Origin of the sequence: Paraburkholderia dipogonis, assembly GCF_046027395.1 — a bacterium.
GTDB classification, from domain to species: domain Bacteria; phylum Pseudomonadota; class Gammaproteobacteria; order Burkholderiales; family Burkholderiaceae; genus Paraburkholderia; species Paraburkholderia dipogonis_A.
The window spans coordinates 44,072-61,437 of the sequence record NZ_JAQQEG010000034.1 but is presented as its reverse complement, the minus strand read 5'-3'; the positions used below and the strand labels follow the sequence as shown (position 1 = coordinate 61,437).

20 protein-coding genes are annotated in these 17,366 nt (G+C 63.0%); 12 read left to right on the top strand and 8 right to left on the bottom strand.

The features are described from left to right. Window positions 1-322 precede the first annotated feature (322 nt). The 6 genes from PQR32_RS30175 to PQR32_RS30150 all read left to right on the top strand — a co-directional run bounded on the left by PQR32_RS30175 (window position 323) and on the right by PQR32_RS30150 (window position 7,182). Window positions 323-1,162, top strand: a complete 840-nt coding sequence (locus PQR32_RS30175; RefSeq protein WP_408235699.1) for a MetQ/NlpA family ABC transporter substrate-binding protein — start codon at window positions 323-325, stop codon at window positions 1,160-1,162. Window positions 1,163-1,205: 43 nt separating this feature from the next. Then, window positions 1,206-2,612, top strand: coding sequence for an LLM class flavin-dependent oxidoreductase (locus tag PQR32_RS30170; protein WP_408235696.1), 1,407 nt, complete (start codon window positions 1,206-1,208; stop codon window positions 2,610-2,612). A 13-nt stretch (window positions 2,613-2,625) separates the two neighbouring features. Then, window positions 2,626-3,786, top strand: a complete 1,161-nt coding sequence (locus tag PQR32_RS30165) for a methionine ABC transporter ATP-binding protein (protein ID WP_408235693.1) — start codon at window positions 2,626-2,628, stop codon at window positions 3,784-3,786. Next, window positions 3,779-4,435, top strand: a complete 657-nt coding sequence (locus PQR32_RS30160; protein WP_310817977.1) for a methionine ABC transporter permease — start codon at window positions 3,779-3,781, stop codon at window positions 4,433-4,435. Before PQR32_RS30165 ends, PQR32_RS30160 begins: the two co-directional genes overlap by 8 nt. Before the next feature lie 155 nt (window positions 4,436-4,590). Further along, entirely contained in the window at window positions 4,591-5,793 is a 1,203-nt protein-coding gene (locus PQR32_RS30155; protein ID WP_408235689.1) for an acyl-CoA dehydrogenase family protein, read from the top strand. A gap of 60 nt (window positions 5,794-5,853) precedes the next feature. After that, window positions 5,854-7,182: an Nramp family divalent metal transporter gene (locus PQR32_RS30150; RefSeq protein WP_408235791.1), complete on the top strand. Its 1,329-nt coding sequence runs from the start codon at window positions 5,854-5,856 to the stop codon at window positions 7,180-7,182. A gap of 150 nt (window positions 7,183-7,332) precedes the next feature. Here the strand turns inward: PQR32_RS30150 and flhC are convergent, their stop codons facing one another. The 7 genes from flhC to PQR32_RS30115 all read right to left on the bottom strand — a co-directional run bounded on the left by flhC (window position 7,333) and on the right by PQR32_RS30115 (window position 12,471). Beyond that, the gene (flhC, locus tag PQR32_RS30145; protein ID WP_007177883.1) at window positions 7,333-7,902 is read right to left on the bottom strand and encodes a flagellar transcriptional regulator FlhC; all 570 of its coding nucleotides are present in this window, start codon (window positions 7,900-7,902) and stop codon (window positions 7,333-7,335) included. 14 nt (window positions 7,903-7,916) lie between these two features. Further along, window positions 7,917-8,237, bottom strand: coding sequence for a flagellar transcriptional regulator FlhD (gene flhD, locus PQR32_RS30140; RefSeq protein ID WP_007177882.1), 321 nt, complete (start codon window positions 8,235-8,237; stop codon window positions 7,917-7,919). A 531-nt stretch (window positions 8,238-8,768) separates the two neighbouring features. Further along, entirely contained in the window at window positions 8,769-9,992 is a 1,224-nt protein-coding gene (locus tag PQR32_RS30135) for a YeeE/YedE family protein (protein ID WP_408235685.1), read from the bottom strand. 167 nt (window positions 9,993-10,159) lie between these two features. Further along, window positions 10,160-10,696 (bottom strand): GNAT family N-acetyltransferase, encoded by a 537-nt coding sequence (locus tag PQR32_RS30130; RefSeq protein WP_408235682.1) that lies wholly within the window; start codon window positions 10,694-10,696, stop codon window positions 10,160-10,162. Between the two features lie 72 nt (window positions 10,697-10,768). After that, window positions 10,769-11,635 carry a helix-turn-helix domain-containing protein gene (locus PQR32_RS30125; RefSeq protein ID WP_408235680.1) on the bottom strand — a complete coding sequence of 289 codons (867 nt, stop codon included), beginning with the start codon at window positions 11,633-11,635 and terminating at the stop codon, window positions 10,769-10,771. A 165-nt stretch (window positions 11,636-11,800) separates the two neighbouring features. Then, on the bottom strand, window positions 11,801-12,103 hold the full coding sequence (locus tag PQR32_RS30120; protein ID WP_408235677.1) for an addiction module antidote protein: 303 nt from the start codon (window positions 12,101-12,103) through the stop codon (window positions 11,801-11,803). Then, window positions 12,100-12,471 (bottom strand): type II toxin-antitoxin system RelE/ParE family toxin, encoded by a 372-nt coding sequence (locus PQR32_RS30115; protein WP_408235674.1) that lies wholly within the window; start codon window positions 12,469-12,471, stop codon window positions 12,100-12,102. Before PQR32_RS30115 ends, PQR32_RS30120 begins: the two co-directional genes overlap by 4 nt. Window positions 12,472-12,748: 277 nt before the next feature. On the opposite strand from PQR32_RS30115, the gene PQR32_RS30110 reads away from it, so the two are divergent. The 6 genes from PQR32_RS30110 (at window position 12,749) to PQR32_RS30085 (ending at window position 15,657) form a co-directional block, all read left to right on the top strand. Beyond that, on the top strand, window positions 12,749-13,117 hold the full coding sequence (locus PQR32_RS30110; RefSeq protein ID WP_408235671.1) for a nuclear transport factor 2 family protein: 369 nt from the start codon (window positions 12,749-12,751) through the stop codon (window positions 13,115-13,117). A gap of 27 nt (window positions 13,118-13,144) precedes the next feature. Further along, window positions 13,145-13,570 carry a hypothetical protein gene (locus PQR32_RS30105; RefSeq protein ID WP_408235668.1) on the top strand — a complete coding sequence of 142 codons (426 nt, stop codon included), beginning with the start codon at window positions 13,145-13,147 and terminating at the stop codon, window positions 13,568-13,570. A 78-nt stretch (window positions 13,571-13,648) separates the two neighbouring features. Continuing rightward, the gene (locus tag PQR32_RS30100; protein ID WP_408235665.1) at window positions 13,649-14,113 is read left to right on the top strand and encodes an RbsD/FucU family protein; all 465 of its coding nucleotides are present in this window, start codon (window positions 13,649-13,651) and stop codon (window positions 14,111-14,113) included. Window positions 14,114-14,267: 154 nt separating this feature from the next. After that, window positions 14,268-14,675: a VOC family protein gene (locus PQR32_RS30095; protein WP_408235662.1), complete on the top strand. Its 408-nt coding sequence runs from the start codon at window positions 14,268-14,270 to the stop codon at window positions 14,673-14,675. Between the two features lie 213 nt (window positions 14,676-14,888). Continuing rightward, window positions 14,889-15,320, top strand: a complete 432-nt coding sequence (locus tag PQR32_RS30090; protein ID WP_408235659.1) for a DoxX family protein — start codon at window positions 14,889-14,891, stop codon at window positions 15,318-15,320. 64 nt (window positions 15,321-15,384) lie between these two features. Further along, window positions 15,385-15,657 carry a hypothetical protein gene (locus PQR32_RS30085; RefSeq protein ID WP_106277247.1) on the top strand — a complete coding sequence of 91 codons (273 nt, stop codon included), beginning with the start codon at window positions 15,385-15,387 and terminating at the stop codon, window positions 15,655-15,657. 116 nt (window positions 15,658-15,773) lie between these two features. Here the strand turns inward: PQR32_RS30085 and PQR32_RS30080 are convergent, their stop codons facing one another. Then, window positions 15,774-17,258: an MFS transporter gene (locus PQR32_RS30080; protein WP_408235655.1), complete on the bottom strand. Its 1,485-nt coding sequence runs from the start codon at window positions 17,256-17,258 to the stop codon at window positions 15,774-15,776. Window positions 17,259-17,366: the final 108 nt, after the last annotated feature.

Below are 17,366 nucleotides of genomic sequence, written 5' to 3'. Positions count from 1 at the left end.
GTGGTCACGCCCAAATCATTTTTCCCGCTTTCCTTACAAAAATCCCTTCGTAGACCGCCGCTTTGCCGCCCACTATGATGAGTCGCACCTCATCTGGAGAGAGGCGATGACCTGTCCGACCTTCCGCTGTCCGCGCTGACCCCATTGCGCGTCCTGTTGCTGCCACGCGCGATTTAAGCCGCACGTGGTGGCTTTTCCGTTGCCCGACCTGTCCGGCAAGCCTGGTTGCGCCTCGAAGGAACTCCCTTCGTAGACGCTTCAGCGCATGCCGCTGGATCGGCTCGCCTCGAATCAAACCACGCCCGAAACTCACGAGTTCACCATGCGCAATTTTTTGTCAAACGTGCAGCGTTTTTTCCACACGCCGACCGTCTCGCTCATCAGCGTGTTCGGCCTCGCACTCGCGCTGCAGGCCGCGCCCGCTTCCGCGGCCGACTCGCCCACGCTGAAAATCGGCACCGCGACCAGTCCGCAGATCGAAGCGCTCAAAATCGCCGCGCGCGAAGCGAAAGAACAGGGCCTCGACGTGAAGATCATCGAGTTCACCGACTGGAACACGCCGAACGCGGCGCTCGCCAACAAGGATATCGACGTCAACTACTTCCAGCACATTCCGTTTCTCGAGAATGCGAAGAAGCAAGGCGGTTATAACTTCGTCGCGATCGCACCGGGCACGATCATGAAGATCGGCCTGTATTCGAAGAAGATCAAACGCTTCGACGAACTGAAAGACGGCGCCACGGTCGCGATCGCCAACGATCCGGTCAACGGCGGACGCGGCCTGTTATTGCTGCAGCGCGCCGGTCTCATCAAGCTGAAGCCGGGCATCGACTATCGCGCGACGACGCTCGACATCATCGACAACCCGAAGCATCTGAAGATCGTCCAGCTCGAAGCATCGCAACTGGCGCGTTCGCTCGACGACGTCGATCTCGCACAGGGTTACCCGAGTTTCATCAAGCTCGCCGGCACGACCGATCCGAATAGCGCGCTACTGTTCGACGGCCTGGAAAACAAGAACTACGCGATTCAATGGGTCGTGCGTCCGGAAAGCGCGAACGATCCGCGTATCCGCAAATTCATCTCGATCTATCAACATTCGCCGGCAGTGCGCGCCGCGCTCGATAAAGCCTTCGGCAATCTCTACGCCGTCGCCTGGTAACCCGCGCGGTTAGCCGAAACCGGAAAGCCAAAGGAGCCGCACAATGGCGAAGAAAAAGATCCTGCTGAACGCGTTCAACATGAATGCGGTCGGCCACATCAATCATGGTTTGTGGACGCATCCGCGCGACCGTTCGGCGCATTACACCGATCTCGACTATTGGACGAGTCTTGCGCAAACGCTGGAGCGCGGCAAGTTCGACGGGATCTTTCTCGCGGATATCGTCGGCGTGTACGACGTTTATCAGGGCGGCCCGGAAACGCCGTTGCGCGAGTCGGTGCAGATTCCGATCAACGATCCGTCGCTGATCGTACCCGCGATGGCGCACGTGACGAAACATATCGGCTTCGGCGTCACGTCGAATCTGACTTACGAGCCGCCGTATCTGTTCGCGCGCCGCATGTCGACGCTCGACCATCTGACCAAAGGGCGGGTGGGCTGGAACATCGTAACGGGCTATCTGGACAGCGCGGCGCGCGGCATGGGCCTCGCGCAGCAGATCAGCCACGACGACCGCTACGACCGCGCCGACGACTACATGGACGTGGTCTACAAGCTGTGGGAGCAGAGCTGGGAAGACGACGCGGTGGTGCGCGACCGCGCGGCGCGCATCTTCTCGCATCCGGACAAGGTGCATCGCGTGAAGCACGACGGTCCGTACTATTCGATCGACGCGATTCATCTGAGCGAGCCGTCGCCGCAACGCACGCCGGTGTTGTATCAGGCGGGATCGTCGAGCCGTGGCGTCGATTTCGCGGCACGTCACGCGGAATGCGTGTTCGTCGGCGGTCAGAACAAGCAGTTGACGCGCTCGATTGTCGACGACATCCGCGCGCGCGCGGTGAGCTTCGGCCGAGCGCCCGACGACATCAAGATCTTCGCGGGCGTCACCGTTGTAGTCGGCGAAACCGAGCGGGCAGCGCAAGAAAAATTCGAGGAATACCGCCGTTATGCGAGCGCCGAAGGTGGCATTGCGCATTTCTCGAGTTCGACCGGCATTGACTTCTCGCAATACGAGTTGGACGAACCCATCTCCTATGTGAAGACCGAGTCGATGCAGTCTGCCGTCGAGGCGATTTCGAAGAAAAGCGTGAGCGGCGTGTGGACCAAACGGAAAGTGCTCGAACAGATGACGCTCGGCGGCCGCGCGAAGCCGGTGGTCGGCTCGCCGCAGCAGATCGCGGATGAACTGGTGTCGTGGATCGAGGAAGCGGGCGTCGACGGCTTCAATCTGACGCGCACGGTCATGCCGGAATCGTTCGAAGACTTTGTGAATCTGGTGGTGCCGGAGTTGCAGAATCGCGGCGTCTACAAGGAGGATTACGATCCTGCGCCGACGCTGCGCGAGAAACTGTTTGGCGGCGGGCGCGCGCGTCTGCCTGATGTGCATGCCGGCGCACAGCATCGTCGACGGGTGCAAGTCGCCGCGCCGGCCGCCGCGGATGCATGAGAAAGGAGAAACCATGGCCAATCTTTTCGACGTGCCGCAATTCATCGAAGACGCGCCGTCTCTCGCCGTCGATCCTGATTCGCATGCAACGGCGACGCGACCTGCCGTGATATTCGACAACGTCGGCAAAGTGTTCGCCAACACGCGTGGCGTGCGGACCGCGGCGCTCGCCGACGTCACGTTGAAGGTGGCGCGGGGGGAAGTGTTCGGCATTATCGGCCGCAGCGGTGCAGGCAAGTCGACGTTGTTGCGGCTCGTCAACGGCCTGGAAAAACCGAGTTCAGGCGCCGTGCGCGTGAATGGGGTGAGTGTCGGCGAACTCGACGAGCGCGGACTCGTCACGTTGCGCCGGCGCATCGGCATGGTGTTTCAGCACTTCAATCTGCTGTCGGCGAAGACGGTGCGCGAGAACATCGCGTTGCCGCTGGAAATTGCGGGTGTGCCGAAAGCGACGATCGATAAAAAAGTCGATGCGCTGCTCGAACTGGTGGGTTTGTCGGCCAAACGCGACGCGTACCCGGCGAGCCTGTCCGGTGGACAGAAACAACGGGTCGGCATTGCGCGGGCCTTGGTCACCGACCCGGACATTCTGCTTTGCGACGAGGCGACCTCCGCACTGGACCCCGAAACGACGCAAGCCATTCTCGCGTTGCTGCGCGATATCAATCAGCGCCTGAACCTGACCATCGTATTGATCACGCACGAGATGCAGGTGATTCGCGAAGTCTGCGATACGGTTGCCGTGATCGAGCGAGGCGAAGTGGTGGAGACAGGCCCGGTGTGGCGCGTGTTCGGCGATCCGCAACATGATGCGACGCGCGCGTTGCTGCGAACCCTGGTGCATGACTTGCCGACCGACCTTGCGGAGCGGGTCAAGCCGCTACGCGACATCGCGCAAGTGGACGCGCAGATTCTGCTGGACGTGCGTTTTACCGGCGTCGATGCACGTGAGCCCGATCTCGGCGGCCTTGCGTCGGCGTTGAGTGTCGAAGGCGGGCGCGTGAGTTTCGTGCATGGCGGCATCGACCGGATTCAGGGGCATGCGCAAGGGCGTCTGGTGGTGTCGGCGCAGGTGCGTGCGAACGCGGGCAGTACCGTGCAAAAACAGATCGCGACCTTGCTCGAAGGCGCGCGCCGCTACGCCAACCATGTCGAGGTATTGGGCTATGTCTGAGTTGTGGCTTTCCGAACTCGCCGACGCGATTCGCGACACCATCGTCATGGTTGGCGTGTCCGCATTCTTCGCGGCGCTGGTCGGCATTCCTCTGGCGCTGGTGCTGGTCACGACGACGCGCGGCGGCATCTTCGAGAAGCGGGCGGTGAACAGCACGCTCGGTGCGCTCGTCAACGCGTTCCGTTCCACGCCTTTTATCATTCTGCTGGTCGCGTTGCTGCCGCTCACGCGTTTGCTGATCGGCACGACGATCGGGGTATGGGCCGCGATCGTGCCGTTGAGCATCGCGGCGATTCCGTTCTTTGCTCGCGTGGCTGAAGTGAGTTTGCGCGAAGTGGACCGCGGTTTGATCGAAGCCGCGCAGGCCATGGGCGCGCAACGTCGGCATATCATCTGGCATGTGCTTCTGCCCGAGGCGCTGCCGGGCATTCTCGGCGGCTTCACGATTACCGTGGTGGCGATGATCGGTTCGTCGGCGATGGCGGGCGCGGTCGGCGCCGGCGGGCTTGGCGATCTGGCGATCCGCTACGGCTATCAGCGTTTCGATACGACTGTGATGGTGACGGTGATCGTGCTGCTGATCGCGATCGTCACGGCGGTGCAGTTCGTCGGCGACCGGTTCGTGCGGCGGCTTGCGCAGCGAGCGTGATCGTATGTATCGCGCGGCGGCTATTTGCATGAAGAATAGCCGCACCCGTTTGCGGCGCCCGCATCAGCGCCTATCATGCTAGCTACGGCATCGAGCGCCGCCGCAGGCGCTTCGTCTACTACCGCTCGCCGAACAACTCTTCACCTGGAAATTGCATGAACGATCCTCGTCATGCCGATGCGTTACAAACGCCTCAGGCATTCGCTGCGCCCGAGGTGCGCGATCTCGCGGGTTTGCTCGACGCGTTGCGCGCCAATGCCGCGCAGCGCGATATCGATGGCGGCCACGCCGCGCAGGAGAAACAATGGATCGCCGACGCAGGGCTGCTCACGCTCGCGGTGCCGCGCGAATTCGGCGGCCTTGGCGCGCGTTGGCCTGACATCTACGAGACGATCCGCAAGATCGCGCAAGTGGACAGCGCGCTCGCGCATCTGTTGGGCTTCACCTGCTTGCAGGTAGTCAGCGTCAATGTATGGGGCAATCCCGAACAACGTGCCCGCTATCTCGGCGGCACCGTCGAAGAAAGATGGTGGTGGGGCAACGCCGTCAATCCGCTCGACACGCGACTCGTTGCAAGCGCAACCGACGACGGCGGCTACCTGCTCGACGGCCAGAAAGGCTTTTGCTCGGGCACACGCGGCTCGCACATGATGACGGTTTCCGCGCACGATCCGGTCACCGGCAAACCGGTCTTCGGCGTGGTGCCGACTACGCGCGAAGGCATCACCGTTCATGAAGACTGGAACCCGATCGGCCAGCGGCAGACCGACAGCGGCAGCGTGTCTTTCGTGCGGGTCAAGGTCGAACCCCATGAAGTGATGGTGCGACCCGACACGCCGCACGCGAGTTTGCGCACATTGATCTCGCAGCAGGTGCTGACGAATCTGTTCGTGGGCATCGCGCAAGGCGCGCTCGACGAAGCGCGCGCCTACGTGACGCAACACGGCAAGGCGTGGATCTATTCCGGCGTCGACAAGGCCACCGACGATCCCTACCTGATCCAGCGTTTCGGGGAGATGCGCCTGCAGACGGTGAGCGCCGAAGCGTTGGCCACGCGTGCGGCCTGGTTGCTCGAAGACGCGTGGCAACAAGGTCCGTCGCTTTCCGCGGAAACGCGCGCGCAGGTTGCGCTCGCGACATCGGAAGCGAAGATCATCGCGCATCGCGCCGCGCTCGACGTCAGCGAAAAACTGTTCGACGCCTGTGGCGCGCGCGCGACGCACGCGCCGCTCGCGCTCGACCGTTTCTGGCGCAACGCCCGCGTGCATACGCTGCATGACCCGCTCGACTATCGCCTGCGCGACGTCGGCCGCTACGCGCTCACCGGCGCGTTACCGGAAGTTTCTTTGTACACTTGAGGCGGTTCGCGGCGGCCCGCACGATGCGCCGTGTTTTATCCCCTTCAAGAGATTCCCGGATTGCAGTTCAAACTACCGACCACCGCAACGGCGCCGTTTTGCCCATCCGAAGTGCAGGGCTCGGTGGCCGTCTCGCAAGGCGCGCCTTTCTGGAAGAAGATCCTGCAGTTCGCAGGCCCCGGCCTGCTGATCTCGATCGGCTATATGGATCCCGGCAACTGGGCCACCGACATCGAAGCCGGATCCCGCTATGGCTACAGTCTGCTGTTCGTCGTCATGCTGTCGAGTCTCGCGGCGATGGCGCTGCAATGCCTGAGCATGCGCCTTGGCATCGCGACCGGGCGTGATCTCGCGGCGTTGTCGAGAGATCGTTATTCGCCGGCTGTGGCGCGCTTTCAATGGCTGCTCGCGGAGCTGTCCATCGTGGCGTGCGACCTGGCCGAAGTGCTGGGCGGCGCGCTCGCTTTCCATCTGTTATTCAAATGCTCGCTGACCACCGGCGTATTGCTGACCGCGTTCGATACGCTGATCGTGCTCGGCCTGAAGGGCAAGAATTTCCGTGATCTCGAAGCGATCATGCTCGGCCTGATCGCGACCATCGGCGTGGGATACATCATCGAGCTCGCGCTGGTACAGCCGCATTGGCCGTCGGTCGCGCAGGGGCTGATTCCGTCGTGGCAGGCTTTGAGTTCGCGCGAACCCATGTATCTGGCGATCGGCATTCTCGGCGCGACGGTCATGCCGCATAACCTCTATCTGCATTCGTCGATCGTGCAGACGCGCGCGGTGAAGCGCGACCCCGCCAGCATCCGATCGGCGATCAGCATGTCGCGCATCGACACGATCGCCTCTCTGGTATTCGCGCTGCTGATCAACATGGCGATCCTGATTCTTGCCGCCGCGGCGTTCCATGCCACCGGCCACAATCAGGTCACCGAAATCGAAGACGCCTACAAGCTGCTCGCGCCCATCGTCGGCACTGGTTTCGCGGCGGTGTTGTTCGCCGTGACCTTGCTCGCCTCGGGACAAAGCTCGACCTTCACCGGCACCGTGGCGGGGCAGGTCATCATGGAAGGCTTCCTGAAGCTCAAGATTCCGTGCTGGCAGCGGCGCTTCATTACGCGGGCACTCGCCCTGATCCCCGCGCTGATCGGCGTGCAGATGATGGGCAACGGCGCGGTCGGCAAACTGCTGGTCGCCAGCCAGGTCGTGCTGAGCCTGCAATTGCCGTTCGCGCTTTATCCGCTGATCCGCATGACCAGCGACCGGTCGTTGATGGGCGAATTCGCCAACACGCTGCTGACGCGGTTCGTTTCGTGGACGCTGTTCGCGGTGATCAGTGCAGCCAATCTGTGGCTGGTGGTGCAGACGGTGGGATTGGCCGGCTGATCCGGCCTTTCGCCGGGAGCTTGTGCCTACCGCCGGTTGCCCGCAGCCGACCGCTGGCGCGGATGGGACGAAAAAAAAGTCCGCGCGGAGGCGGACTTTCCAATCAAGGCTTCGGTTCGAATCGGGCTGGACCTGCCCTCATCGATGCGATCACGCGGCTTGCGCGATCTGCGCTGCTTCGAGCGCTTCCTGGCGGGCGGCCGCGGCTTTCTTCGTCTTGCCGGCACGCGACGGCGGCTGACAAGCGCCACACACCACGTTATGTTGCAGATCGTGTTTGTGCGCCACGAACTTGCCGGTGCAACGGCAGCATTTGGTCAATTGCAGAATGTCGGCGTCGAAGAAACGCACCAGCGTCCACGCACGCGTCAAGTCCAGCACCGGTTCGGTTTCGCTGTGCTGGCAATGTTCCAGATACAGCCGATACCCTTTGGTCAGCGCATCCAGATGCGAGCAACGCGCTTCGTTCTTCAGGAACAGGTACGTGTTGTAGAACAACGACGCATGGATGTTCGCCAGCCACGTCATATACCAGTCCGCCGAAAACGGCAGCATGCCCTTAGGCGGCGATACGCCCTTGACCTCACGATACAGGCGGATCATGCGGTCGCGCGAGAGCGTCAATTCACTCTCGAGCACCTGCATGCGTGCGCCCAGTTCGATCAGCGCAATGGCGCGGAATACTTCCTGTGCGTCTTCCGTCAGGCTACGCTTGAGCATCGCAGTCACCTCGATTAAGCGAACTGTTCAGCCGGCTGGCCTGCAAGCAGGATCGCCGCGTGAGTCGGTGCCACTGCGGTGTGCTTCGTCGTTTGCGTCAACGCCGACAACATCGAGTGGTCGTTGAAGCGGAAGAAGCACAAAAGCTGATCGGAAGCGGCCAGCTTGACGATCTGCGCGAGCGACAGCCCGGCAAGCAAATCAGCCAGTTCCGACGACAGTCCTAGCCGGAACATGCCGACCGGTTTGTCCTCGCGCAACATGCGTTGCGCGAGCATGATGTAAGACAAGTTGATCTCGCGGATTGAATCCAGCGTCTCGCTGCTACGGTCCATTTCTGTGTTTTCCGAAGCCCCGAATTACTATGTCGGCATTTTTTGCCGTTATGTCTTTTGTGCCTCGCCGGAAACGTTGTCCTCCGGCTACTGTCACCGCCTGATACAGACAGCGACTTTTTGATACATCGCGTTACATTTCGTAACAGCTTGGGACGAATTGTATGAAGGGTAAAACAAGAAATCAATCCCTTCTCAAAAAAATATCTCAAAAAGATACATCAAATTTCGGTAACTCTTTCATGGTTCCGTAATAGGCAATGCCTGGCGAATTTCCCGCTATCGGAGGTGTTTGTCTGATCCATGGAAACCCTTGTATGACAGGCGTTTCGCTTTTTTGTCTGAGGAAAGCGAGCAGGCCTGTTGCGAATCGGTAATTCCGCTCGGTTCAGAAAGGAAATAGAAAGCGAGCGCAATATTGAGTAATAAATACCGCTATTCGGCGCTGCAATGGGGACAAAACAGGGATGTAACAGGTTGGTGCGGCCCCGGTTACAAACGAGGCCGCATTTGTAACTTCCTACGTAACATCTAGCAGCCGGTGGATCGAACGCGTTCGACTTCGAGACCGAAGCCCGGCCGCAGACGCGTGCCCAGCACGTTTCCGGCAAAAGCAGCGACCAGCCACAGCCAGCCGTGCAAGCTGCCTGACACGATGCCGCTGAAGTACGCGCCGATGTTACAACCGTAGGCCAGGCGGGCTCCGTAGCCCAGCATCAGGCCGCCGACCACTGCGGCGATTAGCGAGCGCGCCGGCACTTTCCACACCGGCGCGTACCGTCCGGCCAGCGCTGCGGCTGCCATTGCGCCGAGCACGATGCCGATATCCATCACCGAGGTGACGTCATGTGTAACAGGGGCGGCCAGGGAGCCTGCGTTGGCGTGAGCGGCCCAATACGGCCAATCGGCCACGTCGATGCCTAGCACGGCAAAGAGCTTGGCGCCCCAGAGCGCGAACGCGGACGTCACGCCCCACGGACGCCCGGAGAGCGCCAGCGTTGCGAAGTTGAGCAGAACCAGCGCGATCGCGCCGACGAACAGCGGCCACGGACCATGCAGCCACGGCGACGTATGCGGTTGGCGCGGCGGCTCATTGATCAGTTGGCCATGACGGCGCCGTTCGATCAGAACGGTGAGTGCCGCGATGGCGGCGAACATGATCAGGTTCAGCACGATGGCCCAGCCCGCGCCGAGCGCGGTCACCATCGAAAGCGGTTTGAGCGACGGCAATGCGGTCCAGAACGGCATGTGCGCGGTCGCCACGACCGAGCCGATAACGAACGCCGCCAGCGTAACGATCATGCGGGTGCTGCCGCCACCCACGGTGTACAACGTGCCGGACGCACAGCCACCGCCCAATTGCATGCCAATGCCGAACATGAAGGCCCCGACCAGTACTGATGTGCCCGCCGGCGCGACAAGTCCGACGACCGGATGGCCGAACAGCGTGCCGGCTTGCAGCGCCGGGAAAAAGAGCAACACGCCGAGCGCGAGCATCAGCATCTGGGCGCGCAGGCCGGCGCCGCGGCCGTCGGCGATAAAAACCCGCCATGCCGAAGTGAAGCCGAATGCCGCGTGATACAGCGACATGCCGAGCAGGGCGCCGACGAGATAGAGCGCCGCCTGGCGGCCGCTGACGGTCTGCGCCAGATAAACGGCGCCGAGCGCGATCAGAACCAGCGCGGAGACGAGCGGTTTCGGATTGATATCGAAACGGCGGGGTACGCGCGGAAGCGAAGTGGAGAGGTCGGACATGTGTGAGTTGACTGACAAGCGACGGGTCGAGGGCAGCCCGAGGACGGCTGGAGAACTGCTTCGGGGCGGGTGTGGCGACAAGGCAGTCAAAAAAATAGCACGGATCGCGTGCTGAGGCAGGGCGGTTGAATGAGAGTGACCAGGGACGACGTCCGCCGCGCCAGTAATTAGATAAACAGCGCCATCAGATCCGCATCATGAAACACACCGTCGACATTCAGCGCGCCGACCTCGCAGCCAAATTTGCGAAAGCCGAGCGACTCATACAGTTTTCGCGCCGCTTCGTTACGGCTGCCGACGTGCAACTGGATTTGCCGCAAACCCTCCGCGCGCGAGGCCCGCGCCAGCAATTCATTGAGCAGCGCGCGCCCAACGCCGCGGCCTGCGGCTTCCGGCGCGACATACATGCCGATCACCGCGGCTTTGTGTCGCTGCTTGTCGCTAAGGTTGCGGATCAGGCCCACTACGCCGATCAACGGCGTTCCGGCCGATGCGTAAGCGCCGAGCAAAAAATCGCCTTCAGCCGCACGCGAGCCCTTCAGCATTGCATCGTGTTGTGACGCACCTTTGGCGAGCGCTTCCTCGTAACTCTGGCCGAACGAATCCGGATGCGCCTTCAGTCCACGCAGGCGAAGCTGGAAGTAGTCGTCGCGGTCGTCGGGACCGAGTTGGCGTACGAGTACGGCGTTGTCGTTCAAGTGCATCTCTCCGCGTCAATCAGCGAGTGAAAGGACAAAGGCTCGATGCAGCAGTGTGCCTCGTCTTCTACCGTCGGGCTACGGTTGGCGTGCCGCCTCGGCGCGTTGGCTCTCGCCGAATTCGCGCAATGCCGCCGCGGTTTGCTGATCGGCGGGAAAGAACGCTTCAATGGCGAGTTCCGAGAGCGTCACGTCGACCGGTGTGCCGAACACCGTGGTCGTGCTGAAAAACGACAGCACGCCGATCGGTGTGCGCAGCCGCAGCGGCACCGCGATCTGATTGACGGCGGCGTTGTCGTGCTCGGTCGCTTCCGCGTCCGGCGGCGCAGGATACGCAGCCAGCTCCTCGCGCAGCGCGCTCAGCGTGTCGTCGCCGCTCACGTCGATTTGCCGCTGCAGCCGAGCCAGTATGTGCTCGCGCCACGCATGCCAATTGACGATCGACGCCGCAATGCCCTCCGGATGCAAGCTCAGGCGCAGCGCATTGACCGGCGGCTTCAGCAGTTCCGGACTGGCGCCGGTCAGCAGGGGCGCGAGCGCGTTGTTCGCGGCAATGATGGTCCAGTGCCGGTCGATGGCGAGCGCCGGGTAGGGCTCGTGTCCCTTCAGCACCAGGTCGACGGCCTCGCGCGCGGCGGCCAACTGTGGATCCGATAGCGGACGCTCCCGGAACAGCGGCGCGTAACCTGCTGCGATCAGCAGCGCATTGCGTGCGCGCAGCGGCACGTCGAGCCGTTCGGCAAGATGCATGACCATTTCCCGGCTCGGCACCGCGCGGCCCGATTCGACGAAGCTCAAATGCCGGGTCGAAATATCGGCTTCAGCCGCGAGCAGCAATTGGCTCATTCTTCGCCGCTGACGCCATTCACGCAGCAGATCGCCGACTGTGCGGCTGGCCGCCGGCGCATGCGACGGGACGGTTTGCGCAAGAGAGAGTGTGTTCATGCCACCGATGATAGCCAAACCGAGCTAGCGATCCATTACCTGAGAGGTAATGGAATACCCCGGAACGCACCCGGCCACGCCTACGAAACTCCGGAAACACGCCTGACAGCACTGCCAATCCACCGTACTGGTGAACTGCGAAGCCGGCAGAACGGGAGCCACGACTCAGGCCGCCGCCACGCTTACCGGCACCGCGTTGAGTTTGACGCCGAGCGCGCGCAGCAGTTTGAACACCGTGTCCATGCGCGGTTTGGAACCGGGCGCGAGCGTTTTGTAGAGGCTTTCGCGCCCGAGTCCCGCGTCTGCCGCAACCTTGGCGATACCGCGCGCTTTGGCGATGTCGGCGATTGCGGCGAGCAGGACGTCGGCGTCGCCGTCTTCAAGCGCTGCGTTGAGATACTCAGCGATCACTTCCTCGCTGTCGAGGTAGTGTGACGCATCGAACCGTGCGGTTTTGATCTTGCTCATGACAATTCCTCTTTGATTGCTGCCCACATTGTTTTGGCATGCTTGATATCGGCCGGCTGGATGGCCTGGTCGCCACCGCAGAGCAGCAGATACACCATACGCCCTTCACGCGCGAAGTAGACCCGATAGCCCGGCCCGCAGTCGATGCGCATCTCGGATACACCGTCTTCCAGCAATTTCACGTCGCCGAAATGCCCGCGTTCCGCGCGCCGGATCCGCACGAGTATCTTTGCCCTCGCTCGTAAATCCGCGAGCCGCGCAAGCCATGCGTCGAATTCCTCGGTGCGGTTGACCTCGTACACAGGTGGTGAACCGATCTGCTGAGCATTGTATCCTTGCGGATACGGTCTTGCAAGTGTGAAAACCATATTGAAAAAGCGCCCCCGTTTCCGTGTCAGTCGGGTACGTGACATGCCGCGCGTCAGCGCCGCGCGGCCCCCATTTGCCACATGAGGTTAGCGGCTGCCGCCGCAACTGACGACTCGGCCGGATGGCCAATCCGACGCACGACGAAGCGCGCGCGAATGCTTACCTCTCACGTAATCGACGCACCGCGCCCAAGCCGTCAATCTTCACTCCGAGCCCGCCGCATACAACGTGTCTGCCGAGCGTAGTGCTCAGTCATGCCAATGAAGGAGTCTTGAGATGAACGCGCATACCGATCTGATCGACCGTTATTTCGACGCCTGGAACGAAACCGATGGCGCGCGCCGTCGTGAGCTGATCGCCGCGACATGGAGCGCCGACGCCGACTATCGCGACCCGCTGCTGGCAGGCGCCGGCCACGACGGCATCGACGCGATGATCCGCGCGGTGCACGAGCGCTTCCCGCATCACACGTTTCGCCGTACGGGCCAGGTCGACGGCTTCGCCGACCGGCTGCGCTTCTCGTGGGAACTGACTACGCCCGCGGGCGATGCGATCGTGAAGGGATCCGACTTCGGCGTGGTCGATCCGCGTGGACGCTTGCAGGCCGTCACCGGCTTCCTCGACCAGGTGCCGGACGGCGTCTGACCACCATTCTTTTTTACGGAGACAATCATGCACGAGCCCGCTGCCGCCGTTGCTCCCCAAACGGCGATCGCATTTGCGCGCCTGTCGGGCGCGGTCGACTCGCTGTCCAGCGTAATCGCCGGTTTCGCGCTGCTCGCCGGTGCGCGCGCGTTCATGTTCATCGCGCTGCTGGGCTGGCGCGAGCCGGTGTTGGGCGGCGCGGGTCTCGTGCTGCTGGCCGTGATTGGCTGGTTGCGCTGGCAGTGTGGCGCGGCTGCGGCTCTGCCGGCGATGCGGAACGTTCGGCCGACGACTCGCTCTGGCGACGCGACGTGCAGCGGCCACGCGCCACCCTCGACGAATGCCAGCAAGGTTGCTTGCTACAATCGTCCGCTGGAATGCGATTCGACGCGCGGACACGCTTTCGTCGAGCCGGGCACCTCCCGCTTCGGCCTGACTCGAACGCGGCCGTGAACCGCTCGCTTCGCGCGACCCGATAACCAACGTCCAAACCCCGGCGGCCAGCCGCCAATCGGACCACAAGGAGACACCGTGCTGAAGAATCTGGACCCGCTGCTGAACGCCGACATACTGCATGCGCTGCGCGCGATGGGCCATGGCGACGAACTCGTCATCTGCGACGCCAATTTTCCCGGCGACTCGGTGGCGCGCGAGAGCGTGCTCGGCAAAGTGCTGCGACTCGACGGCGTGAGCGCGCCGCGCGCGATTCGCGCGGTGCTGTCGGTGCTGCCGCTGGATACGTTCATCGAGCATCCCGCGTCGCGCATGGAAGTGGTGGGCGAGCCGCACACGATTCCGGCCGTGCAGCGCGAGGCACAGGTCGAGGTCAACGCAGCGGAAGGGCGCGATGTGCCGTTCGCGTCGATCGAGCGGTTTGCGTTTTATGTACGGGCGCGCAAAGCGTATTGCGTGATCGCCACCGGCGAGGAACGCGGCTATGGTTGCTTCGTCTTCACGAAGGGCGTTCTGCTCGCGCCGGACGCGCCTCAGTCGTAACTTTCGTCAGCGCCATCGCGGCGCAATGCCATGCGCGCAACATGCCGGCCGCCGCACCCGAATCTCGCGCACGTGCTAACTTTTCGTCTGGCCGCTGGCGGCGGATCGGCCTGATCCATCGCGGCGCGTCGCTCACATCACGGTGACGAAAACCATGAGCTTCTCGATAGACAGTCTCGATCATCTCGTTCTGAACGTCGCCGACGTGGAAGTCAGCGCGGCGTGGTACGCACGTATGCTCGGCATGCGGCGCACCGAGTTCGAGTCGCGCACCGGTACGCGGGTGGCGATGTTTTACGGCAATCAGAAGATCAATCTGCGTCCCGCGACCGCCGATACCGTGGCGTGGTTCACCGGCCGCGAGCCGGTGCCCGGCAGCGCCGATCTGTGCTTCGTCACGACCACGAGCCCGGCCGAGGTCAAGGCGCATTGGCTCGCGCAAGGCGTCGAAATCGAGGCCGGCCCGGTGGAGCGCGACGGTGCGCGCGGCAAGATGATCTCAGTGTATTGCCGCGATCCGGACGGCAATCTGATCGAAGTCGCAACGTATCCTCAAGCATAAGCACGGCGGCGGTTCTGCCATCGGCATGCGCCGCGGACGCTAGCGAGCGCACCGCCCGGACACCTTTTCCCTTCCCGACATGCGGCGCGTCCCGCGCCGCTCACCCTTGCCCGAGCTAGGAAAAGGCCGGCAAACCGCCTATTGTCAGGTGCAAAGTGGGGAACTGCGGGCTGTTGGCCGGGTCTGCTGCTTATTCATTTACAGGAGCCCCTCATGTCGCGTCCCGTCGATTCCGGCGTTATCCTCATCGCTCGTCTTGCCCTTGCCGTGCTGTTCCTGTGGGGCGGTGTGATGAAACTGCTGGGCTATGCGGGTTTTGTCGGCTACCTCCATTCGAAGGGCGTGCCGTTCGTGCAGGTCGCCGCACCGATTGCAACAGCGGTCGAGGCGCTCGGCGGTCTGTTGCTGATCGTCGGCTTCAAGGTGCGCCCGCTCGCGCTCGTCATGGCGGTGTACACGGTGGCGACGGCGGTGCTGGGCCACGATTTCTGGAACGTCACCGACGCCGCCTTGCAACGCGACATGGTCATCCATTTCTGGAAGAACATCGGCATTGCCGGCGGTTTCCTGCTGCTGTTCGTGACGGGGGCGGGGCGTCTCAGCATCGACGGTGCGCGAGCACCGCGTGGCGGACTCGGGCTTTGACGCGGCAGTTGAGGTAGTCTGTGCGGGTCGCTTTCGATTCTGGTTGTAACCAAGGGAGCAAATAATGATCCAAAGTTTTGAGCAAACCATTGGCGGCAAAGTCACGCAGTTGTGCGCGAGTCTTGGTGAAGGGCCCACGCCGCATCGGGTGATTATCAGCCTGGCTGATTCGGCGAAGACACTGGTGGTTCTGGATGCGTCCGGGTTCATCAGCACGATCAAGGCCGAGATCGAGGAGCCGGAAAAACTGATCGCCGACGCCATCGCCAAAGCACAAAACGAAGGGCTGATTGAGCGCGCAATCGACACCGGCACGATTCAGGAAGCGTCGCTATAAGCCAGGTAGTGCAGGGTTGTAGCGCGCTACCGCCACACTGCCGGTCATCACCCCCCGCCATGCGCAAGCATCGCGGGGGTCGTTTTTTGTGCGCACGATATCGGGAGGCGCCACCCTTAGCGCGATTCGCCGACCCGTTCGCGACAAGGATGGCGATGAGCGGAGTCCGACGACTGCGGCTGCGGATGCACGAAGCAACTCAGCACGCCGCCGATCGCCAGCAAGCCGACCGAGACGGCCGTCGACGCCCGCATGCCCGAGACGATCTGCGTGGCGGCGGCGCCGCTCGCCAATGCGCCGAAGGCCGCCACGCCGACCGCGCCCCCTGCCTGCCGCGCTGTATTCAACACGGCGGATGCCGTACCGGCACGTGCCGCGTCCGTCGAGGCGAGCACGGCCGTGGTCATCGCCGGGACCGCCAGGCCCATGCCCGACGGAATCAGCAGGAACGGCAGCAGCAGGCCGATGAGCGGCGTGCCGGCGCCGACGAAATGCAGCAGCCCATAGCCGAGCCCGGCCGTGATCGCGCCCGCGATCATCGGCACCCGTACGCCGAAGCGGCCGACCACCCAGCCGCTCGCCACATTCGACAGCAGAAAGCCGCCCGTCAACGGCAGGAAGGCAAGGCCCGCCTGCAACGGCGTATAACCGCGCACGCGCTGCAAATACAGGCTCAGCACGAACACCATGCCGTAGTAGGTGAGATTCACGCAGATGCCGAACAGCACCGCCACGCTGAAGGAGCGCTGGCTGAAGAGCGAGAGCGGCAGCATCGGCGCCGCGACGCGCGATTCCACCACGATAAAGGCGCCCGCAGCGATCAGCGCCAGCACGAAGCCGCCGGCCACGAGCGGGTGACCGAGCCCCAGCGGCCGCCATTCGATCACGGCGGCGACGAACGTGGTCAGCGCGACGATGGCAAGACACTGGCCGCTCAGGTCGATGCCGCGCGGCTTCGTGTCGGGAGCGCCGGCTGTCGCCGATTGCGGGCCTTGACGCGTCGTGGCCTCGGGCCGTGGCACCCATAGCAAGGTCGCCAGAAAGCCGGCGGCGCAAATCGGCAGATTGACGAGAAAGATGCTGCGCCAGCCGAACGCCGCGATCAGCAGGCCGCCGGCCACCGGTCCGGCCGCGATCGCAATCGCGCCCGCCGCGGTCCACAGGCCGACCGCGCGAGCCCGCAGTTTGGGATCGTGTCCATACGACTGATTGAGCAGCGCCAGCGAGTTCGGCAGCATGGCGGCGGCGCCCACGCCTTGCAGTGCGCGCGCGGCGACCAGCATGGTCGCGTCGAGCGCGAGGCCGCAGGCGAGCGACGCAAGCGCGAACAGCACGATGCCGGCCGCGTACAGGCGCCGCGCGCCGAAACGGTCGCCGAGCGCGCCGGCGGACAGCATCAGCACGGCGAACGCGAGCGTGTAGGCGTCGACGACCCATTGCAGGCCCGCGACATTCGCATGCAGATCCGCGCCAATTCTCGGCAGCGCGATGTTGACGATGGTCACGTCGAGTTGCGTGACGACGAAGCCGACACTGACCGTCGCGAGAACACGGCCGAGTGCGGACGAGTGGGGGGAATTTGAGGAGTTCATGCGATACATCGTAGGCCCGATGCAGCGCACCATGTTTCGGAGCCGCGTGAAGTGTCGATGTCACGCGCAAGCGCAGGGCGTCGAGCCCGATGATGCAAACAAAAACGGCGCACCGTT

Excerpts from the sequence above, each read along its gene's own strand:
- PQR32_RS30175 (WP_408235699.1), top strand. The coding sequence starts at position 323 with ATGCGCAATTTTTTGTCAAACGTGCAGCGTTTTTTCCACACGCCGACC.
- PQR32_RS30170 (WP_408235696.1), top strand. The coding sequence starts at position 1,206 with ATGGCGAAGAAAAAGATCCTGCTGAACGCGTTCAACATGAATGCGGTC.
- PQR32_RS30165 (WP_408235693.1), top strand. The coding sequence starts at position 2,626 with ATGGCCAATCTTTTCGACGTGCCGCAATTCATCGAAGACGCGCCGTCT.
- PQR32_RS30160 (WP_310817977.1), top strand. The coding sequence starts at position 3,779 with ATGTCTGAGTTGTGGCTTTCCGAACTCGCCGACGCGATTCGCGACACC.
- PQR32_RS30155 (WP_408235689.1), top strand. The coding sequence starts at position 4,591 with ATGAACGATCCTCGTCATGCCGATGCGTTACAAACGCCTCAGGCATTC.
- flhC (WP_007177883.1), bottom strand. The coding sequence starts at position 7,902 with ATGCTCAAGCGTAGCCTGACGGAAGACGCACAGGAAGTATTCCGCGCC.
- flhD (WP_007177882.1), bottom strand. The coding sequence starts at position 8,237 with ATGGACCGTAGCAGCGAGACGCTGGATTCAATCCGCGAGATCAACTTG.
- PQR32_RS30135 (WP_408235685.1), bottom strand. The coding sequence starts at position 9,992 with ATGTCCGACCTCTCCACTTCGCTTCCGCGCGTACCCCGCCGTTTCGAT.
- PQR32_RS30130 (WP_408235682.1), bottom strand. The coding sequence starts at position 10,696 with ATGCACTTGAACGACAACGCCGTACTCGTACGCCAACTCGGTCCCGAC.
- PQR32_RS30125 (WP_408235680.1), bottom strand. The coding sequence starts at position 11,635 with ATGAACACACTCTCTCTTGCGCAAACCGTCCCGTCGCATGCGCCGGCG.
- PQR32_RS30120 (WP_408235677.1), bottom strand. The coding sequence starts at position 12,103 with ATGAGCAAGATCAAAACCGCACGGTTCGATGCGTCACACTACCTCGAC.
- PQR32_RS30115 (WP_408235674.1), bottom strand. The coding sequence starts at position 12,471 with ATGGTTTTCACACTTGCAAGACCGTATCCGCAAGGATACAATGCTCAG.
- PQR32_RS30110 (WP_408235671.1), top strand. The coding sequence starts at position 12,749 with ATGAACGCGCATACCGATCTGATCGACCGTTATTTCGACGCCTGGAAC.
- PQR32_RS30105 (WP_408235668.1), top strand. The coding sequence starts at position 13,145 with ATGCACGAGCCCGCTGCCGCCGTTGCTCCCCAAACGGCGATCGCATTT.
- PQR32_RS30095 (WP_408235662.1), top strand. The coding sequence starts at position 14,268 with ATGAGCTTCTCGATAGACAGTCTCGATCATCTCGTTCTGAACGTCGCC.
- PQR32_RS30090 (WP_408235659.1), top strand. The coding sequence starts at position 14,889 with ATGTCGCGTCCCGTCGATTCCGGCGTTATCCTCATCGCTCGTCTTGCC.
- PQR32_RS30085 (WP_106277247.1), top strand. The coding sequence starts at position 15,385 with ATGATCCAAAGTTTTGAGCAAACCATTGGCGGCAAAGTCACGCAGTTG.
- PQR32_RS30080 (WP_408235655.1), bottom strand. The coding sequence starts at position 17,258 with ATGTATCGCATGAACTCCTCAAATTCCCCCCACTCGTCCGCACTCGGC.